Genomic DNA, 20,674 nt, shown 5'->3' on the forward strand with positions numbered 1-20,674 from the left:
CACGAAGCGGACGGACACCTCCGGGTGCCCGTCCGCTTCCGCGTCCGGCGCCCGCCGCCGCCGGACGTCACCCTCCGCCACCCCCCGTTCGCGCCCGGCAAGCCCCGTACCTCCCTACGCGTCACCTTGCTCACGGGCGGATAACAAGGTGGACAGAAGGGGTTTTCAGGCAGGTCTACGCGCGTTAATCTGCGGCGAAGCCAGCGCCGCAGCCGAACCGTCCCCGGCGCTTGTACGACAGGAGCACCAGACATGCGCCGGATTTCCCGGATCACGGTCGCAGGCGCAGCGACCGCCTCCCTGGCCCTCGCCCTCGCCGCCTGCGGTGGTACCTCGACCGACTCCGGTTCGGAGTCCAAGGGGGACAAGGGCCTCGCCATCGCGTACGACGTCGGCGGCAAGGGCGACCAGTCCTTCAACGACGCCGCGTACGCCGGTCTGGCGCAGGCCAAGAAGGAGTTCGGCTACGAGACGGCCGACGTCGAGCCCACCGACGGCGAGACGGACGCCGACAAGGAGCAGCGGCTGTCCTCGCTGGCGAAGCAGGGCTACAACCCGGTCGTCGGCATCGGCTACGCCTACGCCTCCGCCATGAAGAACGTCGCGGAGAAGTACCCGGACACCACCTTCGGCATTGTCGACGACGCCACGATCGAGGCGAAGAACGTCGCGGACCTGGTCTTCAACGAGCAGGAGGCGTCCTACCTCGCCGGTGTCGCCGCCGCCAAGAGCACCAAGACCGACACGGTCGGCTTCGTGGGCGGTGTGGACGTCCCGCTGATCCACAAGTTCCAGGCCGGCTACGAGCAGGGCGTCAAGGACACCAACCCGAAGATCAAGGTCATCTCGCAGTACCTCACGCAGACCGCGGAGGAGGGCGGCTTCTCCAGCCCCGACAAGGGCAAGACCGCCGCCGAGGGCCAGATCGAGAAGAAGGCCGACGTCGTGTACGCGGCGGCCGGTCTCTCCGGCCAGGGTGTCATCGAGGCCGCCGCCGCCAACAAGGTCTGGGCGATCGGTGTCGACTCCGACCAGTACAAGCAGGAAGCCCTCGCGAAGTACAAGGACTCCATCCTGACCTCGGCCACCAAGGACGTCGCCAAGGCGGTGTACAGCCTTGCGAAGTCGGTCGAGGACGGCAAGCCGGAGACCGGTATCGTTCGGGGCGATCTGAAGTCCGGCGAGGTCGGTCTCTCGGACTCCAACCCGAAGTTCGCGGACGACGCCGAGCTCCAGGCAGCCATCAAGACGGCCAAGGAGAAGATCATCAGCGGCGAGATCAAGGTCAAGAGCAGCTGAACGGCTGAGTAGCACCAGCAACACCTCGAACAGCGTGTAACCGCGCCGGTTGCGCAGCGCGGCGGGGTACGAGGAGGGGCGGCCCGTCGGTCGCCCTCCTCGTACCCCGTCGCGTCGATGTGCCGCCGCCGCTTTGGATGCCGTAGGGGCGCTACGCGCGTAGACGGCCCCCGTCCCCAGGAGAGTGCGCCATCAACGCGTCCAGCAGCCCTCCGGCCGGAGCGGCGGTCAACGAACCGGTGACCGCCGTCGAACTCGCCGGGATCACCAAGCGTTTCCCCGGAGTCGTGGCCAACCACGACATCCACCTCACCGTCCGCAGGGGCACCGTCCACGCCCTCGTCGGAGAGAACGGCGCCGGCAAGTCGACGCTCATGAAGATCCTCTACGGCATGCAGAAGCCGGACGAGGGCACCATCGCGGTCGACGGCGAGAAGGTCTCCTTCTCCTCGCCCGCCGACGCCATCGTGCGCGGCATCGGCATGGTCCACCAGCACTTCATGCTCGCCGACAACCTCACGGTCCTGGAGAACGTGGTCCTCGGCAGCGAGAAGCTCCACGGCATCGGCGCCCGGGCCCGTCGCAGGATCAAGGAGATCTCCGAGCGGTACGGCCTCGGCGTGCGCCCCGACGTCCTCGTCGAGGAGCTGGGCGTCGCCGCCCGCCAGCGCGTGGAGATCCTCAAGGTCCTCTACCGCGGCGCCCGCACGCTGATCCTCGACGAGCCCACGGCCGTCCTGGTGCCGCAGGAGGTGGACGCCCTCTTCGACAACCTGCGCGAGCTGAAGGCCGAGGGCCTGTCCGTCATCTTCATCTCCCACAAGCTGGGCGAGGTCCTCTCGGTCGCCGACGAGATCACCGTCATCCGCCGCGGCACCACGGTCGGCACGGCCGTCCCCGCCGAGACCACGCCCCGCCAGCTCGCCGAGCTGATGGTCGGCAGCGAACTGCCCACCCCGGAGACGTCGGAGTCCACAGTCACCGACCGCGCGGTCCTCACCGTCGACACGCTGCGCCTGGCGGCCCCCGGCGGCAAGGCCCTGCTGGACGACATCTCCTTCACCATCCACGCCGGTGAGGTGCTCGGCATCGCCGGTGTCGAGGGCAACGGCCAGACCGAGCTGGTCGACGCGCTCATCGGCCTGCGCCACGCCGACTCCGGCACCATCCGCTTCCTCGACCAGGACATCACTGCCCTGCCCACCCGCAAGCGCCGCGAGCAGGGCGTCGGCTACATCCCCGAGGACCGCCACCGCCACGGGCTGCTCCTGGAAGCGCCGCTCTGGGAGAACCGCATCCTCGGCCACGTCACCGAGAAGCCCAACAGCAAGGGCGTCTGGCTGGACCTCAAGAGCGCCCAGCAGGACACCCGCCGCATCGTCGAGACGTACGACGTCCGCACCCCCGGCATCGACGTCACCGCGGCCTCGCTGTCCGGCGGCAACCAGCAGAAGCTGATCGTCGGCCGCGAGATGAGCCACAAGCCGCGCTTCCTCATCGCCGCCCACCCCACCCGGGGTGTGGACGTCGGCGCGCAGGCCGCGATCTGGGACCACATCCGCGAGGCCCGCCGCGAGGGCCTGGCCGTGCTGCTGATCTCCGCCGACCTGGACGAGCTGATCGGCCTGTCCGACACCCTGAGGGTGATCTACGACGGCAGGCTGGTCGCGGACGCCGACCCCGCGACCATCACCCCCGAGGCCCTTGGCTCGGCGATGACCGGCGCGGCCTCCGGACACCTGGAGGACGAGGAGAGCGCCCAGGCGCAGGCCGCCCGCGCCGGGGCGGCCGAGACCCCGAAGTCCCCGGACGCCCCCAAGCCACTCAAGTCCCCCGAGACTCCCGAGTCCCCCGAGACTCCGGAAGACGAGGCCCGCTGATGAAGAAGTTCGACAAGGAGCGCGTGCTCCTCGCGGTGGCCGGACCGGTCATCGCGCTCGCCGTGGCCTTCGTGCTCAGCGCGATCGTCCTGGTCGCCTCGGGCAAGAACCCGGTCGAACCGTTCGCCCTCATGTTCGAGCAGGCCGGGTTCTCCGACATCCAGGTCCTGATCATCAACCAGGCGTCGCTGTACTACATCGCGGCCCTCGCGGTGGCCATCGGCTTCCGGATGAACCTGTTCAACATCGGCGTCGACGGCCAGTACCAGCTCGCCGCCATGATGGCCGCGATCGTGGGCGCCCACGCCAACCTGCCCGCCGCCCTCCAGGTCCCGCTGCTGCTCCTGACCGCGGTCCTCACCGGCGCCTTCTGGTCCGGCATCGCCGGTGTCCTGAAGATCACCCGAGGGGTCAGCGAGGTGGTCGCGACGATCATGCTCAACGCCATCGCCACCTCCGTCATCGGCTACCTGTGGCTGCCCGACGTCTTCGGCGTCAAGATCGGCAACAACAACACCACCGGCGAGATGCACGAGTCCGGCTGGATCCCCGGCATCGACATGGGCGCCGCCGGCGAGGTCTACGGCCTGGTCGTCCTCGCCGTGCTGCTCGGCATCGGCTACTGGATCGTCCTCAACCGCACCCGCTTCGGCTTCGACCTGCGCGCCTCCGGCGCCTCCGAGTCCGCCGCCGCGGCCAGCGGCGTCGACCCCAAGCGCATGGTGCTCACCGCGATGCTCATCTCCGGCGGCCTCGCCGGTCTCGCGGGCCTGCCGATCCTCCTCGGCGACACCCACACCTACAGCCTCAACTTCCCCACCGGCATCGGCTTCCTCGGTATCGGCATCGCCCTGCTCGGCCGCAACAGCCCGGTCGGCATCGCCTTCGCCGCCCTGCTGTGGGCCTGGCTCGACAAGGCCAGCCCCGAGCTGGACTTCCACGGCTACGACAAGGAGATCGCGGTCATCATGCAGGGCCTGATCGTCCTCTCGGTCGTCGTCTCCTACGAGGCCGTCCGTGAGTGGGGCCTGCGCCGCCAGCAGCGCCGGGTCGGCGCGGAGCTGGCCGCCGGTCACGTCCTGGGCGCCACCGACAACTCGAAGAAGGAGGTGGCCGGCCGATGACCGCTCCGACCACAGCGACCGACGTCAACCAGCCGTCGCTGGAACACGCACCACCGGCCGGCCGCCGCATGTCGTGGCCCGTGCTGCTCCTGGTCATCGCCGGTGCCCTGGCGCTGACCTCGATCGTCCGCCTGATCACCGGCGCCAACGGCATCACCAACGTCAGCCAGATGTCCACCGCGCTCCAGCTCGCCGTGCCGATCGGCCTCGCCGGTCTCGGCGGTCTGTGGGCCGAGCGCGCGGGCGTCGTCAACATCGGCCTCGAGGGCATGATGATCCTCGGCACCTGGTTCGGTGCCTGGGCCGGCTTCCAGTGGGGGCCGTGGACCGGCGTCCTCGTCGGCATCGTCGGCGGCTGCCTCGGCGGCCTGCTGCACGCCATCGTGACGATCACCTTCAACGTCAACCACATCGTCTCCGGTGTGGCCATCAACATCCTCGCCCTCGGCGCCACCCGCTACCTGGCCCCGCTCGCCTTCGAAGGCCACCAGGGCGGCTCGGCCAAGCAGTCCCCGCCGGTCGACTCCCTCGGCCACTTCTCGATCCCGGGGCTGTCCGACTGGCTGGAGAGCCTCAACAACCAGCACTGGTTCTTCGTCTCGGACATCGCCGGCCTGCTCGGCGGCCTGGTCACCAACGTCTCCTGGCTCACCCTGCTCGCCGTCGCCCTGGTCCCCGCCACCTGGTGGATCCTGTGGCGCACCGCGTTCGGCCTGCGCCTGCGCTCCTGCGGCGAGAACCCGATCGCCGCGGAGTCCCTCGGCGTCAACGTCTACAAGTACAAGTACCTCGCCGTGATCATCTCCGGCGGACTGGCCGGCCTCGGCGGCGTCTTCCTGTCCATCGTGGCCAACCCCTTCTACCTGGAGGGCCAGACCAGCGGCCGCGGTTACATCGGCCTCGCGGCGATGATCTTCGGCAACTGGATGCCGGGCGGCCTCGCCATCGGCGCCGGCCTCTTCGGCTACACCGACAGCCTCAACCTGCGCGGCGGCTCCGCCAACGTGCACGCGCTGCTGCTGCTGGGCGCGCTGCTGCTGGTCGCCGGTGCCGTCTGGCTGGCGATCCGCAAGAAGTACGTCAAGGCCGCCATCACCTTCGTCGTCGGCGCCCTGGTCTTCGCCTGGTACGCCGGCACCAACGAGGTCCCCAACCAGGTCGTCTCCGCCACGCCGTACGTCGTGACCCTCGTCGTCCTCGCGCTGTCCGCGCAACGGCTGCGGATGCCCAAGGCGGACGGCATGCAGTACCGCAAGGGCCAGGGCAAGTGACCGGCGCCGACTGGGAGCGGCTGCGCACGGCGGCCCGGGACGCCATGTCCCGGGCGTACGCCCCCTACTCCGGGTACGCCGTGGGCGCCGCCGCCCTCGTCGACGACGGCCGCACCGTCACCGGCTGCAACGTGGAGAACGCCAGCTACGGCATCGGCCTGTGCGCCGAGTGCGGTCTGGTCTCCCAGTTGCAGGTGACCGGCGGCGGCCGGCTGACGCACTTCGTCTGCGTGGACGGCGAGGGCGAGGTACTCGTCCCCTGCGGGCGCTGCCGGCAGCTGCTGTACGAGTTCGGCGGCCCGGAGCTGCTGCTGGAGACCCCCGAGGGCGTCCTCCCGCTGTCCCGGATGCTCCCGCAGGCCTTCGGCCCCGACCACCTCACCAAGTAATCCCGCGATCCGTTAGGAAGGGCCAGGTATGGCCATGGACGTCATCTCCGTCATCCGCACCAAGCGGGACCGCGGCGAACTCAGCGACGAGCAGATCGACTGGGTCATCGACGCCTACACGCGCGGCGAGGTGGCCGACGAGCAGATGTCCTCCCTCGCGATGGCGATCCTGCTCAACGGCATGAACCGCGACGAGATCGCCCGCTGGACGGCCGCGATGATCGCCTCGGGCGAGCGCATGGACTTCTCCTCCCTGTCCCGCCCGACCGCCGACAAGCACTCCACGGGCGGCGTCGGCGACAAGATCACCCTGCCGCTCGCGCCCCTGGTGGCGGCGTGCGGCGCGGCCGTCCCGCAGCTCTCCGGCCGCGGCCTCGGCCACACCGGCGGCACGCTGGACAAGCTGGAGTCCGTCCCGGGCTGGCGCGCCCTCCTCTCCAACGAGGAGATGTTGGACGTCCTGGACACCACCGGCGCGGTGATCTGCGCGGCGGGCGACGGCCTCGCGCCCGCCGACAAGAAGCTGTACGCGCTCCGCGACGTCACCGGCACGGTCGAGGCGATCCCGCTGATCGCCTCCTCCATCATGTCGAAGAAGATCGCGGAGGGCACCGGCTCGCTGGTCCTCGACGTGAAGGTGGGCTCCGGCGCCTTCATGAAGACGATCGAGGACGCGCGCGAGCTGGCCTCCACGATGGTCGGCCTCGGCACCGACCACGGCGTGAAGACGGTCGCGCTCCTCACGGACATGTCGACGCCCCTCGGTCTCACCGCGGGCAACGCCCTGGAGGTCCGCGAGTCGGTCGAGGTCCTGGCCGGCGGCGGCCCCTCCGACGTGGTCGAGCTGACGTTGGCCCTGGCCCGCGAGATGCTCGACGCGGCGGGTCTGAAGGACGCCGACCCGGCGAAGGCACTGGCCGACGGCTCCGCGATGGACGTCTGGCGCCGCATGATCGCGGCCCAGGGCGGCGACCCGGACGCGGCCCTGCCCACCTCGAAGGAGCAGCACGTGGTGAAGGCCGCCTCCTCCGGCGTCCTGACCCGCCTCGACGCCTACGACGTCGGCGTCGCCGCCTGGCGCCTGGGCGCGGGCCGCGCCCGCAAGGAGGACCCGGTGCAGGCCGCGGCGGGCGTCGAACTCCACGCCAAGCCCGGCGACACGGTCACCGCGGGCCAGCCCCTCCTGACCCTCCACACGGACACCCCGGACCGCTTCGAGTACGCCCTCGCGGCGGTGGAGGGCTCGTACGACGTGGCCCCGGCCGGTACCGACTTCACCGCCTCGCCGGTGGTGCGGGAACGTATCGCCTGACCTGCGCCCGCGGCCGGAGGCCGCTGATGTCACAGCCCATTCTGGGAACGGGACCGGTGGACCACCGCCGGTCCCGTTCGGCATGCTGGGATCGGTGACGCACCGATAGGAGAACCGCCATGAGCGCACTCACCGTGAGCCAGGAGTCCGACCAGAACTGGGACGACCTCGTCCGGTTCTGGGAGGAGATGGATTGGCCCGAGGGCAGCAAGGTGGAGATCATCGAGGGGATCATCACCGTGTCACCTGCTCCCGGACTGCCTCACAACGACATCACCGAACGTATCCAGCGCCGCTTGTATTCGGTCATTCCCGGCCGTTGGGGGTCTATCAGACTCTGGCGCTCTCCGTGCCCTCCCGCCTCGGGATGCTGATCCCGGACCTCGTGGTGGCACAGTTGCCGGACCATTCGGAGTCGGACACCCACATCCCCGCAGCCCTCGCGGAACTCGTGGTCGAGGTCACCTCCAAGTCCAACGCCCGGCACGACCGCATCAGCAAGCCCGCCGCCTACGCCACCGCCGGGATCCCCCTCTACCTCCTCGTCGACCGCTGGGCACCCGGCGGCCCCACCGCGACGCTGTACGGCGAACCGAAGGGTGACGTCTACCGGGTGCTGAGCGCCGCGAAGTTCGGCGACCCCCTCACGCTCCCCGCGCCCTTCGGCCTGACCATCGACACCAGCGAGTTCCCCGAGGCCTGACTCATCCCAACACCGCCGCCACCCCCACCAGCACCGGCACGGACACCACCGTCGACACCAGGATCGCGTCGCGGGCCAAGCGCTCGCCCACCCCGTAGGTCGACGCGTACGTGTACAGGTTCTGCGCCGCCGGGAGCGCCGACGTCACCACCACGTCGAGCAGTTGGGGGCCCCGCAGGCCGAAGACTCCCGACGCCAGTGCCCAGGCCACCGCGGGCTGTCCCACCGCCTTCAGCGCGACCGCGAGCAGCACCGGCCGCCGTTCCACGCCGCGCAGCGGCATCGTGGAGCCGCACAGCCCGATGCCGAAGGCCAGCAGCACCGCCGGGACCGACATGTTGCCGATCAGCGTCACCGGGTCCATCACCGCGTCCGGCACCCGAAGGCCGCTCGCGGCCACCGCGACCCCGGCGAGCGACCCCAGCGCGATCGGATTGCGCAGCGGTGTCAGCAGCCGCCGCCCCAGGGTGCCCTCGCCGCCCCCGCGCGACAGGTCCAGGATCGTCACCGCCACCGGCGTCACCAGCACCAGCTGGAACAGCAGCACCGGCGCCACCAGCGAGGCGTCGCCCAGCACGTACACGGCGATCGGGATGCCGAGGTTGCCGGAGTTGACGTAGCCGGAGCAGAGCGCGCCGATCGTCGTACGGCCCACGCCCCAGCCGCGGGCGACGCCCACCGCGACGAACGCACCGGCCACCGCCACCGTGGACAGGGCCGTCACCAGCAGCCGGGCGGAGAAGACCACCGAGAGGTCGGCCGTCGCCAGCGTCGTGAACAGCAGGGCGGGGGAGGCCACGTGGAAGGCGAGCCTGGTCAGCACCTCGCGGCCCTGGGGACCGAGGTGGCCGCGCAGACCGAGCACGTAACCGACCCCGATCACCACCGCGATGACCGCGAAACCGGTCAGCACCCCCTGCACGGCGCTCCCTCCCGGAGACGGCGGCGGGTGCCGGGGGGCGCGCAGGCGGGGCAGGGTATGTGGGGCATACAGCGAACCCTCTGCGGGAGGGCACGCGCAGGTCAATGTGATCTTCGACGGCCCCCGCACCGATGAGTTCCGCCGGTCCGCCCGGTCTACCGCACGTGGACGCCGTGACACCCGCCGTACTCGTGCTGCCGGGGCCCGTCTCCCGAGGGGAGACGCCTCGGCTCTGTGCCGAGGTGCGCGCCCTGCTGGAGACCACCCGGGCCGGGGTGGTCGTCTGCGACGTCGGCGGTCTCGGGCCGCCGGGGCTCGCCGTCGTCGACCTGCTGGCCAGGCTGCAGCTCACCGCCCGGCGGGCCGGGGGCCGGATCAGGCTGCGCGACCCCGATCCGGCCCTGCCCGCCCTACTGGACCTCGTCGGCCTCCGCTTCGAGACGGAGCGGCAGGTCGAACAGCGGGAACCACCGCTTGGTGTCGAGGAAGCAGTGGAACCCGGTGATGCGGCCGTCTGAGATCTCCAGCACCTGGACCGCCCACGGCGAGAAACCGCCCGCCTCCGGGTCCGGCTTGTAGTGCGCGAAGGCCGGCAGCCCGTTGGCCCGGACCGGCAGCAGCCGGGAACCGGCGCACGCGGCGCCGAGCGTGGTCATGAAACCGGTGATGTCGGCCGGACCGGCCAGCCACAGGTCGAACGGCGGCATCGTCATGACCGCGTCCTCGTGCAGGAGCGCCGTCAGGGCCGTCATGTCATAGCCCTCGAAGGCCGCGACATAGCGCTCCAGCAGCTTCTGCTGCTCCTCGTCCAGCGGGTCCGACACCGCGGCGTCGGCCCCCCGGTCCGTCCGCTCGGCGAGCGTCGCGCGGGCGCGCTGCAGGGCGCTGTTGACGGAGGCGACGGAGGTGCCGAGCAGCTCGGCGACCTCGCTCGCCTTCCACGCCAGCACCTCGCGCAGGATCAGCACCGCCCGCTGCTTGGGCGGCAGCTGTTGCAGGGCGGCCATGAAGGCCAGCCGCACGGACTCCTTGGCGACCGCCGCCTCGGCCGGGTCGGCGGTCTGCGGCAGCACGCGGGCGTCGGGCATCGGCTCCAGCCAGGTGTGGTCCGGTCGCGGGGACAGGGCCGCCTGGGCGAGCGGGGTCGCTTCCGTCAGGTCCATCGGACGCGCCCGCTTGTTGCCCGCGCTCAGCATGTCCAGGCAGACGTTGGTCGCGATCCGGTACAGCCAGGAGCGCAGGCTGGAGCGGCCCTCGAACTTGTCGTAGCTCCGCCAGGCGCGGACCAGCGTGTCCTGCACCGCGTCCTCGGCCTCGAAGGAGGAACCGAGCATCCGGTAGCAGTACCCCGTCAGCTCGGGCCGGTGCTTCTCCAGTGCGGAGTCCAGCTCCGTCGTCACCGTGCCGTTGGTCATCGTCCACCCACCCCTGTGGCGTCCCGTCGTGCGCGTCTTCGCGCCTCGCACTTCGGAAGCTACCGCAGGGGACTGACAATGGCCTGTGCAGTCAAAGAAAGCGCAGGTGAAGGGAGGGGTGAAACCTCAGCGGGACAGGCCGAGCGCCTTCACCGGGGCGGCGCCGGCCTGTCGGCGGGCCGCCAGCGAACCCGAAACCGTGATCATCACGACGCCCAGCACCGCGAGGACCCCGACCCCGGCCGTCCCGGCCCAGCCGCCCCAGTGGAAGGCCACCGCGCCGACAGTACTGCCCGCGCTGGAGCCCACGTAGTAGGCGGACTGGTAGAGCGCCGAGGCCTGGGCGCGGCCGTGCCGGGCGGTCTTGCCGACCGCCGAGGAGGCCACGGCGTGCCCGGCGAAGAAGCCCGCCGTGATCAGCACCAGCCCCAGCAGGACCAGCGGCAGCGACGGCGCCAGGGACAGCAGCAGGCCCGCCGCGGTCGTACCCGCGCCCAGGTAGAGGGCCCCGCGGCGGCCGAGCCGGCCCACCAGTCGGCCCGCCGTCGAGGCCGAGACCGTACCGACCAGGTAGACCAGGAAGATCGAGCCGATCAGGCCCTGGGGCAGGGAGAACGGCGCCTGGGTCAGCCGGTAGCCGATCACCGTGTAGACGCCGCCGAACACCGTCATGAACAGCGCCCCGATCGCGTACAGGCGGCGCAGCAGCGGATCGGCGAGGTGGTCGCGGACCGTGCGGAGCAGCACCCGCGGGCGCAGCGAGCCCGCGGTGAAGTGCTTCGGCGCCGGGAGCAGCAGCCGGAAGGCCACCGCGCAGGCCACCGCGACGAGCCCGATGACCCCGACGGCGACCCGCCAGCCCCACTCCTGGGCGACCCAGCCGGTGATGACCCGGCCGCTCATCCCGCCCACGCTGTTGCCCGCCACGAACAGGCCGATCGCGGTCACCAGCGCCCGCGGCCGCACCTCCTCCGCGAGATAGGCCGTCGCCGAGGCCGGCAGCCCGGCCAGCGCCGCACCCTGCACCGCCCGCAGCGCGACCAGCGCGGGCAGCGACGGGGCGAAGGGCACCAGCAGCCCGACGGTCACCGCGACCGCCAGCGAGGCGGTCATGACCGTACGCCGTCCGAACCGCTCCGACAGCGCGCTCATCGGCAGGACGAACACCGCGAGGCCCCCGGTCGCGGCGGCCACCGTCCAGCTCGCGTCGCTCGCCGTCACGCCCAGGTCGCCCGAGATCAGCGGCAGCAGGGCCTGGGTGGAGTAGAGGAGTGCGAAGGTTGCGACGCCCGCCAGGAACAGCGCGAAACTCATGCGGCGGTAGCCGGGGCCGCCCGGGGCCATGCGCGAGTCGGAGGATTCGACCGCGTCGCTGGACTCGACCGCGTCGCTGGACTCGACCGCGTCGGTGGACTCGACCGAGGGGGTGGATTGGACGGAGGCGGCGGATGCGGCGTCCACGGCCGTGGACGCCCCGGTATCGGCGGGAGTCATGCCCCGAAGGTACGAAGCCCCTTACTCATCCGTCCAATGCATGGAATGGGCATAATCGTTCCCATGGTGCATCAGCAGAGCTCACGGCCTCGCCTGTCACCGTCCGGTGACACAGAAGACATCGTCGCGCTGCTCGCGCCCCGCCTCGCGCACTTCGTCGGGGTGGCCCGCACCGAGCACGTCACCCGCGCCGCCCACGAGATGAACGTCCCCCAGTCGACCCTCTCCCGCGCCCTCGTCCGCCTGGAGGAGGACCTCGGCGTCGACCTGTTCGTGCGCCGCGGCCGGACCCTCGCGCTGACCGTCGCCGGGCGCACCTTCCTCGGCTCCGTGGAACGCGCCCTCGCCGAGGTCGAGCGCGCCGCCGACGAGGTCCGCGCCGACGCCGACCCGGCCACCGGCAAGGTCGCCTTCGGCTTCCTGCACACCATGGGCGCCGAGACCGTCCCCGGCCTGCTGCACGCCTTCCGCGCCGACCACCCCCGGGTCCGCTTCAGCCTCGTGCAGAACTACGGCGAAGCCATGCTGGAGCGGCTGCGCGCCGGGGAGCTGGACCTGTGCCTGACCTCCCCGGTACCGGACGCCCCCGACCTGGTCGCCCGCCGCCTCGACGAGCAGAAGCTGCGCCTGGTCGTCCCGGCCGACCACGCCCTGGCCGGTCGCAGGCGCATCCGCCTCGCCGAGGCGGCCGACGAGAACTTCGTGACCCTGGAGCCCGGTTACGGGCTGCGCCGCATCACCGATGCCCTGTGCAAGGAGGCCGGATTCCGGCCCAAGGTGGCCTTCGAGGGGGAGGAGGCGGAGACGCTGCGCGGCCTGGTCGCGGCCGGACTCGGCGTCGCCCTGCTGCCGCCGCCCGCCGTGCCCCGCCCCGGTGTGGTCGAACTGACGGTCACCGCCCCGCGCGCCGCCCGCGAGATCGGCGTGGCCTGGCTGGCGGGGCGCACGGACACCCCGCCCGTCGCGGCGTTCAAGAACTTCCTGCTGTCCAGGAGGGGCGGCCTGCTGCCGTCCTGAACCGCGCCGGCGAGGCGGGCGCTACCGCCGCAAGGACTTGCCGAACCCCGCCGCCAGCGGCATCCGCAGGCCGAGCGGCGGGGGAGCGGCCAGGGCGTCCTCCACCGGACGCGAGAAGGACTGCCCGAACAGCACGCCCATCACGAAGTCCTCCGCCAGCGCGGCCACCTCGTCCCGGTACTGGCGCAGCCCGTGGCCGTCGGAGTGCACCTCGAACCGGCACACGGAGCGGTTCGCCTTCTTCGCCCGGGAGGCGAGCCGGAACGACAACTCCGGGTCGCTGCGCCCGTCGTTGGTGCCGTGCACGATCAGCACCTGGCGTCCGGCGAGCTGCTTCACCGGTTCGGGTGGCGCGGCCACGTCGTCCTCCGGCAGCCAAGGAGCGATCGCCATGGCCGAGTTGACGGCCTCGTGCCCGGCCGCCCGCAGCGCCGCCCGGCCGCCCATGCCGACACCGGCCAGGCAGACCGGCACGTCGCCGTAGCGCCGTACGGCCTCGTCGGCGGCCCATTCGGCGTCCCGGGCGAGGTGCGCCGCGGCGCCGTTCCAGCCCCGGTAGCGGTAGTGCACGACGTGCGTGGCCAGCCCCTCCGCCCGGCCCGCGCGCGCGAGTCTGCGTCCCCACGCGCGCACGGACGCGGCCGCGAGCAGCGCGGAGGGCCTGCGGTCGGACACCTCGTCACCCTCGGGGAGCAGCAGCACCACACCGCTCACCGCCGTCCCCTCCGGACCGAGCGTCCGCCCCAGCCGGGCCCGACGGACCGGCGTCGCTTGCTGTGCCATGGCAGAAGATTCTCAGAAGACCAGGTGTACGGAACCCGTCCGCGCAGTCACCGTTACATATCGGGGAGTCCGTACACCGCCCCCGGCATCGCCTTCCGCCGCGTCTCCGGTTCCGTACGGGTCCGGCCGTTCGCCCGGTGTTCTACGCGCGTAGGAGTTAGAGTGCGTAAATGACGAGCCAGAGCACCGAGAAGAGCGCCGCGGCGCACACCGGCGCGGGCCCGAGGACACCGTCGCCGGACCACATCCGCCGGGCGCCCAAGGTCCTGCTGCACGACCACCTCGACGGCGGGCTGCGTCCCGGCACGGTTGTCGAACTCGCCCGCGAGACGGGCTACCCGGGCCTTCCGGAAACCGACCCCGACCTGCTCGGCGCCTGGTTCCGGCAGGCCGCCGACTCCGGGTCCCTGGAGCGGTACCTGGAGACCTTCTCCCACACCGTCGGCGTCATGCAGACCCGCGACGCCCTGGTCCGGGTCGCCGCCGAGTGCGCCGAGGACCTCGCCGAGGACGGCGTCGTCTACGCCGAGGTGCGGTACGCGCCCGAGCAGCACCTGGAGAAGGGGCTGACCCTCGAAGAGGTCGTCGAGGCCGTCAACGAGGGCTTCCGGGAAGGCGAGCGGCGCGCCCGGGACAACGGCCACCGCATCCGCGTCGGCGCCCTGCTCACCGCCATGCGGCACGCCGCCCGCTCCCTGGAGATCGCCGAACTCGCCAACCGCTACCGCGATCTCGGCGTCGTCGGCTTCGACATCGCGGGCGCCGAGGCCGGCTACCCGCCCACCCGCCACCTGGACGCCTTCGAGTACCTGAAGCGGGAGAACAACCACTTCACGATCCACGCCGGTGAGGCCTTCGGCCTGCCGTCGATCTGGCAGGCCCTCCAGTGGTGCGGCGCCGACCGGCTCGGGCACGGGGTGCGCATCATCGACGACATCCAGGTCCACGAGGACGGTTCGGTCAAGCTCGGACGGCTCGCCTCCTACGTCCGGGACAAGCGGATCCCGTTGGAGCTGTGCCCCAGCTCCAACCTCCAGACCGGCGCCGCCGACTCCTACGCCGCGCACCCGATCGGGCTGCTGCGCCGACTGCACTTCCGGGTCACCGTCAACACCGACAACCGGCTGATGTCCCACACCGGTATGAGCCGGGAATTCGAGCACCTTGTCGAGGCGTTCGGCTACACGCTCGACGACATGCAGTGGTTCTCCGTCAATGCGATGAAATCAGCGTTCATTCCTTTCGATGAACGACTGGCCATGATCAATGACGTCATCAAGCCCGGATATGCGGAGCTGAAGTCCGAATGGCTGTTCCAGCAAACGGCTTCGACCAGCGGTTCTTCGCAGTCCGACGGCTGAGTGCGGGAAGACGGTAATACAGATACGCGGACCGGCTTTCACAATCCGTCCGCATTTCGATGTTTGCCGCCGGGGGGCGGGCGTGTTTACGGTCGAGGACCGCTCACATCCCCGTCACCCCATTACGAGGACGCATTCTCATGAAGCAGTCTGCTGCCAGGACCCTCGGCGTCGCCGCCCTCGGTGCCGCCTTCGCCGCCGCCGGCGCGGGCGCGGCCACCGCGGCCCCCCAGCTCCCCGACGCCGCGCAGACGGTGGACTCCGTCGCCCGCACCCTCCCCGCGGAGACCGTCTCCCAGGTCGCGCCCGGCGCGGGCAACGCGCTGGAGCAGGGCCGCAGGATCTCCCACACCGGTCTGACCGTCGCGCAGCCGGTCGTCGAGCAGCTGGTCGCCGAGCAGGTCGCCGAGGGCCCGACCGAGCCGGTCGCCAAGCTGCTCGGCGGAGTGCCGCTGAAGGGGCTCCCCACCCAGGGCCTGCCGGTCAACGGGCTCCCGCTGGGCGGCTGAACGCCCCCCCCCGCACGCCCCGACGGGGCGCACCCGGCGACACCGGGTGCGCCCCGTCGGCGTACCAGAGGGAGGTGCCCGTCTCACCAGGCCAGGCGCCTGTCTCACCAGGCCGTGCGGGCGGCCTTCTCCTCGGACGGGAGCAGGATCCACAGGGCCAGGTAGAGCAGGAACTGCGGGCCGGGCAGCAGGCAGGAGACCAGGAAGATCACCCGCATCGTGCCGTTGGAGGTGCCGAAGCGCCGGGCCAGCGCGGCGCACACTCCGCCGATCATGCGGCCGTGGGTGGGGCGGGCGAGGCGGGACATCGCGGCTCCTTCGTGAGCGTGTGGACGGGGCTGCCCTCCGGCTTCCCCTTCATCTGCCCTCCACGCTACGGAGACGAACGGCGCAAAGCGTCGCTCTACGGGGCGATACCGACCCTGGGAATCGTCGGGGTCCGACCCTGAGCGGGCTCCTCCAGGGGGACACCCGCCGGCCCCGTCTCCCGGTACCGGCGACGCAACCGGGCCCGCACCGCCGGGACCACGGCGAGGTGCGCCAGGGCCACGCCCACCGTGTTCAGCAGCACCGAGTCGATGTCGACGACCTGACCGGGCACCCCGGTCTGCAACAGCTCGATGCCCACCGACAGCAGCGCGGCCGCGGCCGTGGTGCGCAGCAGGGACGCCAGCGGCGAGACGTGCAGCCGTCCGCCGGCCACCGGCAGCAGGACGCCGAGCGGTGCCAGCAGCACCAGCGCCCCGCCCAGCGAACGGGCCGCCTCGCTCCCGCCCAGCGCCAGATCGGCGCGGATTGAGGCGAAGGGACGCAGGTTCGGGGGAAGCACCCAGGGAACGTCCAGCGGCCGCAGCGCGTACCAGGCGACGAACGCGAGATGTGCGACCAGGAGAACACTCCCGGTCGCACGGAGGCGGAGCGCGGCGCTGCCGCCGAGGAACCCATGACGCTGCACGTCCCCTCAGACGCGCCCTGCGCCGTGCGCGGTTCCGGGCTCCTCCCCGCACGGGTGAGGCTTGCGCCACACGGCCCCGTGCGGCACGCGCCCCCGCCTGCCGCACGGGGCGGCCGGTCAGCCGCCCGTGACCTCGTCGGCCGGCGGTTCGTTGCTGCCGGGCCTGGCCCGGACCTCGTCGGTGCACGAGTAACGGCGGGCGGTCCGGTCGGTGGGCCCGGCCAGGATCACCGAGCCGTCGCCCTCGGCCGCGGCGGAGGCGGAGAAAGTGCACACGACCTGTGCGAGGGCGTACGAGGTGAGGTCGTCGGGACCCGTGCTCAGCCGCAGCGTGTCCTCGGGGTCGCCGGAGCGCGGGCCCGACACCCTGATCCCGCGGCGCACGTCCGACGTGTACCCGGCCTCCTTCTCCGCGGCCGACGGCTGTGCCGCCAGCTCGTCCAGCAGCCCCTGGGCCACCAGCACGCGCCGCCCCGAGTCCGCGGCGCCGTCCGGCACCCGCACCGTGCGGTCCACGGCCACCAGCGACGAACCGCACAGCAGGAACACCTGCGCGGGCAGCCCCGGCGCGGCCTGCGTCGACACGTCCGGCTCGGCGAGCGAGCAGCGCACCCGCGAGGGCGCGGGGCCGTAGTCCGTGGGCACCTCGGTGGCGCGGATGCCGCACCCGGTCAGCAGCACGGCCAGTACCAGGAGCCCGGAGAGGGCCGGCAGCCGGCGTACGGTCATCAGACCTGTCCCTTCGCGTCCTTGCCCCTGCTCCCGTCGCCCGCGGCCCCCGCCGGTCCCTCGGCCTCCTCGTCGGCGGGCGGGGACGGGTCCTGCGGCAGCCGCAGCGTGAACACCGCACCGCCCTCGGGGGCGTTCTCGGCGGTGATCCCCCCGCCGTGGATGTGCGCGTTCTCCAGGGCGATGGACAGGCCGAGCCCGCTGCCCTCGGAGCGCGGCCGGGAGGCGCTCGCCTTGTAGAAGCGGTCGAAGACGTGCGGCAGGACGTCCTCGGGGATGCCGGGGCCGTTGTCCCGCACCCGGATGACGATCTCGTCGTCGGCGCGCGACACGGACACCCGCACCGGCGAGCCGCCGTGCTTGAGCGCGTTGCCGATCAGATTGGCCAGGATCACGTCCAGGCGGCGCGGGTCCAGCCGGGCGTGGATGCCGCGCCCGGCGTCCAGCTCGACGGCGTCCAGCCAGGCGCGGGCGTCGATGCAGGCGGTGATCTGGTCGGCGACATCCACGTCGTCCAGGACCAGTCGGGCGGTGCCCGCGTCGAAGCGGGTGACCTCCATCAGGTTCTCCACCAGGTCGTTCAGCCGCCGGGTCTCGCTCACCACCAGCCGTACGGCGGGCTCGACCATCGGGTCGAAGCTGCCGCCCTCGCCCTCGCCCGCGAACTCCAGCTCCTCCTCCAGCACCTCCGTCACCGCGGTGAGCGCCGTCAGCGGCGTACGCAGCTCGTGGCTCATGTCCGCGACGAAGCGCCGGGAGGCCTGCTCGCGGCCGGCCATGTCCGCGACCCGTTTCTCCAGGTTCTCGGCGGCGCTGTTGAAGGTCCGGGACAGATCGGCCAGTTCGTCGGTGCCGGACACCCGCAGCCGGGTGTCCAGCTTCCCCTCGCCCAGGCGCCGCGCCGCGACCCCGAGCCGGTGCACGGGCTTCAGCACGGTCGTCGCCAGGGCCTGCGCCAGCAGCGCCGAGCCGAGCAGGGCGAGCCCGGTGGCGATCCCCAGCGACCAGGCCAGCGAGTTCAGGTCCTTGGCCTCCGGTTCCAGCGACTTGAGCATGTACCCGGTCGGCCCGCCGCCGATCACTCTCGTGCCGGCCACCAGGTACGGGGTGCCGTCGTCGGTGATCCGCTGCCAGTACAGGTGGTACGGATGCTTGTTGGCCGAGGTGACCCGCTGCTCCTTGTTCACCGCCGTGCGCAGCGACTCGGGCACGTCGGACAGCGCGAAGCCGCCCAGACCGCCCGAACTGCCGTACACGGCACCGCCGTCGGCGTCCTCGGCCACCAGCAGCACCCCGAACCGCTGGCTGCTGCTGGCCATCTGCCCCGCGGTGTGCTGCACCTCGTCCTGCGTGGGATGCTCCGGCAGCGCGCCCGCCCGGTTCTGCATCTCCTGCTCGAAGTCGCGCAGCACGGCGTCCTGGGTGCGGGTCAGCACCGCCTCCCGGTTCAGCCAGTACGCGATGCCGGACGCGGACACGGCGGCGGTGAGCGCGACCAGTCCGAAGACGAGGACCAGCCTCAGACGCAGGCTGGTGAAGCGCAGTCCGGACCAGAATCCCTTGCGAGCCGCGGCCAGGCCGCGGCCACCCCCCTGGTGTTCCCGTGTCACTGAGGCGGATCCAGCCGGTAGCCGACACCGCGCACGGTACGGATCAGGGTCGGGGACGACGGCACGTCCTCGACCTTGGCGCGCAGCCGCTGCACGCACGCGTCCACCAGCCGGGAGTCACCGAGGTAGTCGTGCTCCCACACCAGCCGCAGCAACTGCTGCCGGGACAGGGCCTGTCCGGGCCGCCGGCTCAGTTCGAGGAGCAGGCGCAGCTCGGTCGGCGTCAGCTGGAGGTCCTCGCCGTTCTTCGTCACGGTCATCGCCGAACGGTCGATGACCAGACTGCCGAAGCTCGCCGAGTCGGTGGACTCCCGTTCCCCGCGCCGCAGCACGGCCCGGATCCGGGCGTCGAGCACCCGGCCCTGGACGGGTTTGACGACGTAGTCGTCGGCGCCCGACTCGAGACCGACGACCACGTCGATGTCGTCGTTGCGCGCGGTCAGCAGGATGATCGGCAGCTGGTCGGTGCGCCGGATGCGGCGGCACACCTCGAAACCGTCGATGCCGGGCAGCATCACGTCCAGCACGATCAGGTCCGGCCGCTGCTCGCGCAACAGCTTCAGACCGTCCTCACCACTGGCAGCGGTGGCCACCCGGTGGCCCTGGCGGGTCAGGGAGAGCTCCAGGGCCGTGCGGATGGCGTCGTCGTCCTCGATCAGCAACAGGGAAGGCACCCGCTCATTCTGGCCCATGAGGGGGTGGGTGTTCGACCTGTGGGTGCGGTTGGGGTCCCAGGACGCCGCCGGACCCTGTGAAGGAAGGGTGGCGCAGTCGTGACGGTCCCCTGTGACAGCTCTGTGACAGTCGGCGGACACGGCCATGAAGTCACCGCGGCAAGCTTCTCGGCACAGGCAACACCGGGCAGTCCACGACAGGGGGCGCGAGATGAACACGCTGAAGGGCACCAACACCAGCGCAGTGGTCACGCGCCTGCACGACGTGCACGGACACCGGGGTTCCGAGAAGTCCGGTGCCGATGGGGGTCCCTCCCGCGCGAGCGGATTCGAGCGTGGGGGAGGGCGGGGGTGCGCTCGCGGCACCGGGCGTCAGCACACCGTGTACATGGCGGTGGTTGACGCGAACACGGGGGAATCGGGGGGAACGGGGCCCGCGGAGGACCGGGGGGAGCGCCGGTCCCTGTCGGAGGCGGAGTTCACCGCCTACGTCCAGGAGCGCCGCTCCTCCCTGTACGCGACCGCCTACCACCTCACCGGCGACCGCTTCGAGGCCGAGGACCTGCTGCAGAGCGCGCTGTTCTCGACCTACCGGGCGTGGGACCGGATCAGTGACAAGGCGGCGGTCGGCGGATACCTCCGCCGCACCATGACCAACCTGCACATCAGCGCCTGGCGGCGCCGCAAGCTCAACGAGTACCCGACCGAGGAACTGCCGGAGACGCCCGGCGACATGGACGCGATGCGCGGCACCGAGCTGCGTACGGTCCTGTGGCAGGCGCTGGCCCGGCTGCCCGAGCTCCAGCGCACCATGCTGGTCCTGCGCTACTACGAGGGCCGCACGGACCCGGAGATCGCGGACATCCTCGACATCAGCGTCGGCACGGTGAAGTCCAGCATCTGGCGCTCCCTGCGCCGGCTGCGCGAGGACGAGGTCCTCAGCTTCGGCCGTGACCAGGAGGACGCCTTCGGCGAACTGGTCGCCTGAAGGTACGGGCCGGGGAGACCGGCCCGAGGGGGCGGGGCCCCGTGAAAAAAGTTCGAGCCGGGGTGTATCAGGGGGAGGGACCCGGGCTCTTACTCACGGGGAAGCACCACGGGGGGATCACGGGGGATCCACGGGGGACGGGGATCACGGGGGATCCACGGGGGAGCACGGGGGAGTGGAAAGGAAGCGGGACTGGAGGGCCGGGGGGTCCATCCAGTCCCGCTTTCGCGTGCAGGTGG

Annotated in this window: 20 protein-coding genes and 1 pseudogene; 12 read left to right on the forward strand and 9 right to left on the reverse strand. The window is 71.6% G+C overall.

From position 1 onward, the window contains the following. Nucleotides 1-252: 252 nt before the first annotated feature. The 7 genes and pseudogenes from IE94_RS0102235 to IE94_RS35135 all read left to right on the forward strand — a co-directional run bounded on the left by IE94_RS0102235 (nt 253) and on the right by IE94_RS35135 (nt 7,978). A complete protein-coding gene (locus IE94_RS0102235) occupies nt 253-1,299 on the forward strand; it encodes a BMP family lipoprotein (protein ID WP_030145630.1) in 1,047 nt (348 codons plus the stop codon). A gap of 239 nt (nt 1,300-1,538) precedes the next feature. Continuing rightward, the gene (locus tag IE94_RS0102240) at nt 1,539-3,179 is read left to right on the forward strand and encodes an ABC transporter ATP-binding protein (protein WP_030145631.1); all 1,641 of its coding nucleotides are present in this window, start codon (nt 1,539-1,541) and stop codon (nt 3,177-3,179) included. Continuing rightward, nucleotides 3,179-4,303: an ABC transporter permease gene (locus tag IE94_RS0102245; protein WP_030145632.1), complete on the forward strand. Its 1,125-nt coding sequence runs from the start codon at nt 3,179-3,181 to the stop codon at nt 4,301-4,303. The genes IE94_RS0102240 and IE94_RS0102245 overlap by 1 nt, the downstream gene beginning before the upstream one ends. Then, nucleotides 4,300-5,574 carry an ABC transporter permease gene (locus tag IE94_RS0102250; RefSeq protein ID WP_030145633.1) on the forward strand — a complete coding sequence of 425 codons (1,275 nt, stop codon included), beginning with the start codon at nt 4,300-4,302 and terminating at the stop codon, nt 5,572-5,574. Before IE94_RS0102245 ends, IE94_RS0102250 begins: the two co-directional genes overlap by 4 nt. Continuing rightward, complete coding sequence (locus IE94_RS0102255; RefSeq protein ID WP_030145634.1) at nt 5,571-5,963, forward strand: cytidine deaminase; 393 nt, start codon at nt 5,571-5,573, stop codon at nt 5,961-5,963. Before IE94_RS0102250 ends, IE94_RS0102255 begins: the two co-directional genes overlap by 4 nt. A gap of 34 nt (nt 5,964-5,997) precedes the next feature. Further along, on the forward strand, nt 5,998-7,275 hold the full coding sequence (locus tag IE94_RS0102260) for a thymidine phosphorylase (RefSeq protein WP_030145635.1): 1,278 nt from the start codon (nt 5,998-6,000) through the stop codon (nt 7,273-7,275). A 119-nt stretch (nt 7,276-7,394) separates the two neighbouring features. Next, nucleotides 7,395-7,978 (forward strand): annotated as a pseudogene (locus tag IE94_RS35135) (Uma2 family endonuclease). A gap of 1 nt (nt 7,979) precedes the next feature. Here IE94_RS35135 and IE94_RS0102270 read toward each other — a convergent pair. Beyond that, a complete protein-coding gene (locus IE94_RS0102270) occupies nt 7,980-8,900 on the reverse strand; it encodes an AEC family transporter (protein ID WP_030145636.1) in 921 nt (306 codons plus the stop codon). Nucleotides 8,901-9,031: 131 nt separating this feature from the next. Here IE94_RS0102270 and IE94_RS0102275 point away from each other — a divergent pair, with 131 nt between their 5' ends. Next, the gene (locus IE94_RS0102275; protein WP_078606374.1) at nt 9,032-9,418 is read left to right on the forward strand and encodes an STAS domain-containing protein; all 387 of its coding nucleotides are present in this window, start codon (nt 9,032-9,034) and stop codon (nt 9,416-9,418) included. On the opposite strand, the gene IE94_RS0102280 is transcribed toward IE94_RS0102275, so the two are convergent. Together IE94_RS0102280 and IE94_RS0102285 are read right to left on the reverse strand one after the other, a co-directional pair. Beyond that, nucleotides 9,311-10,315: a sigma-70 family RNA polymerase sigma factor gene (locus tag IE94_RS0102280; protein WP_030145638.1), complete on the reverse strand. Its 1,005-nt coding sequence runs from the start codon at nt 10,313-10,315 to the stop codon at nt 9,311-9,313. The genes IE94_RS0102275 and IE94_RS0102280 overlap by 108 nt on opposite strands. A 126-nt stretch (nt 10,316-10,441) precedes the next feature. Then, complete coding sequence (locus IE94_RS0102285) at nt 10,442-11,809, reverse strand: MFS transporter (protein WP_030145639.1); 1,368 nt, start codon at nt 11,807-11,809, stop codon at nt 10,442-10,444. Nucleotides 11,810-11,872: 63 nt separating this feature from the next. Between IE94_RS0102285 and IE94_RS0102290 the strand changes: the two genes are divergently transcribed. Beyond that, entirely contained in the window at nt 11,873-12,826 is a 954-nt protein-coding gene (locus tag IE94_RS0102290) for a LysR family transcriptional regulator (RefSeq protein WP_030145640.1), read from the forward strand. Nucleotides 12,827-12,847: 21 nt separating this feature from the next. Here IE94_RS0102290 and IE94_RS0102295 read toward each other — a convergent pair whose 3' ends face one another. After that, the gene (locus IE94_RS0102295; RefSeq protein WP_030145641.1) at nt 12,848-13,609 is read right to left on the reverse strand and encodes an alpha/beta hydrolase family protein; all 762 of its coding nucleotides are present in this window, start codon (nt 13,607-13,609) and stop codon (nt 12,848-12,850) included. Nucleotides 13,610-13,779: 170 nt separating this feature from the next. Between IE94_RS0102295 and IE94_RS0102300 the strand changes: the two genes are divergently transcribed. Continuing rightward, the gene (locus tag IE94_RS0102300) at nt 13,780-14,970 is read left to right on the forward strand and encodes an adenosine deaminase (protein WP_030145642.1); all 1,191 of its coding nucleotides are present in this window, start codon (nt 13,780-13,782) and stop codon (nt 14,968-14,970) included. A gap of 140 nt (nt 14,971-15,110) precedes the next feature. Beyond that, nucleotides 15,111-15,479 (forward strand): hypothetical protein, encoded by a 369-nt coding sequence (locus tag IE94_RS0102305; RefSeq protein ID WP_030145643.1) that lies wholly within the window; start codon nt 15,111-15,113, stop codon nt 15,477-15,479. 104 nt (nt 15,480-15,583) lie between these two features. On the opposite strand, the gene IE94_RS0102310 is transcribed toward IE94_RS0102305, so the two are convergent. From IE94_RS0102310 to afsQ1, 5 genes are all read right to left on the reverse strand, one after another. Then, on the reverse strand, nt 15,584-15,787 hold the full coding sequence (locus IE94_RS0102310) for a PspC domain-containing protein (RefSeq protein ID WP_030145644.1): 204 nt from the start codon (nt 15,785-15,787) through the stop codon (nt 15,584-15,586). A gap of 95 nt (nt 15,788-15,882) precedes the next feature. Continuing rightward, nucleotides 15,883-16,434 (reverse strand): VanZ family protein, encoded by a 552-nt coding sequence (locus IE94_RS0102315; protein WP_030145645.1) that lies wholly within the window; start codon nt 16,432-16,434, stop codon nt 15,883-15,885. A gap of 117 nt (nt 16,435-16,551) precedes the next feature. Further along, on the reverse strand, nt 16,552-17,163 hold the full coding sequence (locus IE94_RS0102320) for a hypothetical protein (RefSeq protein ID WP_030145646.1): 612 nt from the start codon (nt 17,161-17,163) through the stop codon (nt 16,552-16,554). Further along, on the reverse strand, nt 17,163-18,773 hold the full coding sequence (gene afsQ2, locus IE94_RS0102325) for a two-component system sensor histidine kinase AfsQ2 (RefSeq protein ID WP_030145647.1): 1,611 nt from the start codon (nt 18,771-18,773) through the stop codon (nt 17,163-17,165). The genes IE94_RS0102320 and afsQ2 overlap by 1 nt, the downstream gene beginning before the upstream one ends. Beyond that, nucleotides 18,770-19,447, reverse strand: coding sequence for a two-component system response regulator AfsQ1 (gene afsQ1, locus IE94_RS0102330; protein WP_003974066.1), 678 nt, complete (start codon nt 19,445-19,447; stop codon nt 18,770-18,772). Before afsQ1 ends, afsQ2 begins: the two co-directional genes overlap by 4 nt. 211 nt (nt 19,448-19,658) lie before the next feature. On the opposite strand from afsQ1, the gene IE94_RS0102335 reads away from it, so the two are divergent. Continuing rightward, nucleotides 19,659-20,435 (forward strand): SigE family RNA polymerase sigma factor, encoded by a 777-nt coding sequence (locus IE94_RS0102335; RefSeq protein WP_030145648.1) that lies wholly within the window; start codon nt 19,659-19,661, stop codon nt 20,433-20,435. Nucleotides 20,436-20,674: the final 239 nt, after the last annotated feature.

It is taken from the genome of Streptomyces violaceorubidus (assembly GCF_000717995.1).
Classification (GTDB): Bacteria; Actinomycetota; Actinomycetes; order Streptomycetales; family Streptomycetaceae; genus Streptomyces; species Streptomyces violaceorubidus.

Bases quoted from the DNA above. Each gene is read 5' to 3' on its own strand.
- IE94_RS0102235 (WP_030145630.1), top strand. From the start codon at position 253: ATGCGCCGGATTTCCCGGATCACGGTCGCAGGCGCAGCGACCGCCTCC.
- IE94_RS0102245 (WP_030145632.1), top strand. From the start codon at position 3,179: ATGAAGAAGTTCGACAAGGAGCGCGTGCTCCTCGCGGTGGCCGGACCG.
- IE94_RS0102250 (WP_030145633.1), top strand. From the start codon at position 4,300: ATGACCGCTCCGACCACAGCGACCGACGTCAACCAGCCGTCGCTGGAA.
- IE94_RS0102260 (WP_030145635.1), top strand. From the start codon at position 5,998: ATGGACGTCATCTCCGTCATCCGCACCAAGCGGGACCGCGGCGAACTC.
- IE94_RS0102275 (WP_078606374.1), top strand. From the start codon at position 9,032: ATGAGTTCCGCCGGTCCGCCCGGTCTACCGCACGTGGACGCCGTGACA.
- IE94_RS0102280 (WP_030145638.1), bottom strand. From the start codon at position 10,315: ATGACCAACGGCACGGTGACGACGGAGCTGGACTCCGCACTGGAGAAG.
- IE94_RS0102285 (WP_030145639.1), bottom strand. From the start codon at position 11,809: ATGACTCCCGCCGATACCGGGGCGTCCACGGCCGTGGACGCCGCATCC.
- IE94_RS0102290 (WP_030145640.1), top strand. From the start codon at position 11,873: ATGGTGCATCAGCAGAGCTCACGGCCTCGCCTGTCACCGTCCGGTGAC.
- IE94_RS0102295 (WP_030145641.1), bottom strand. From the start codon at position 13,609: ATGGCACAGCAAGCGACGCCGGTCCGTCGGGCCCGGCTGGGGCGGACG.
- IE94_RS0102300 (WP_030145642.1), top strand. From the start codon at position 13,780: ATGACGAGCCAGAGCACCGAGAAGAGCGCCGCGGCGCACACCGGCGCG.
- IE94_RS0102305 (WP_030145643.1), top strand. From the start codon at position 15,111: ATGAAGCAGTCTGCTGCCAGGACCCTCGGCGTCGCCGCCCTCGGTGCC.
- IE94_RS0102310 (WP_030145644.1), bottom strand. From the start codon at position 15,787: ATGTCCCGCCTCGCCCGCCCCACCCACGGCCGCATGATCGGCGGAGTG.
- IE94_RS0102320 (WP_030145646.1), bottom strand. From the start codon at position 17,163: ATGACCGTACGCCGGCTGCCGGCCCTCTCCGGGCTCCTGGTACTGGCC.
- IE94_RS0102335 (WP_030145648.1), top strand. From the start codon at position 19,659: ATGAACACGCTGAAGGGCACCAACACCAGCGCAGTGGTCACGCGCCTG.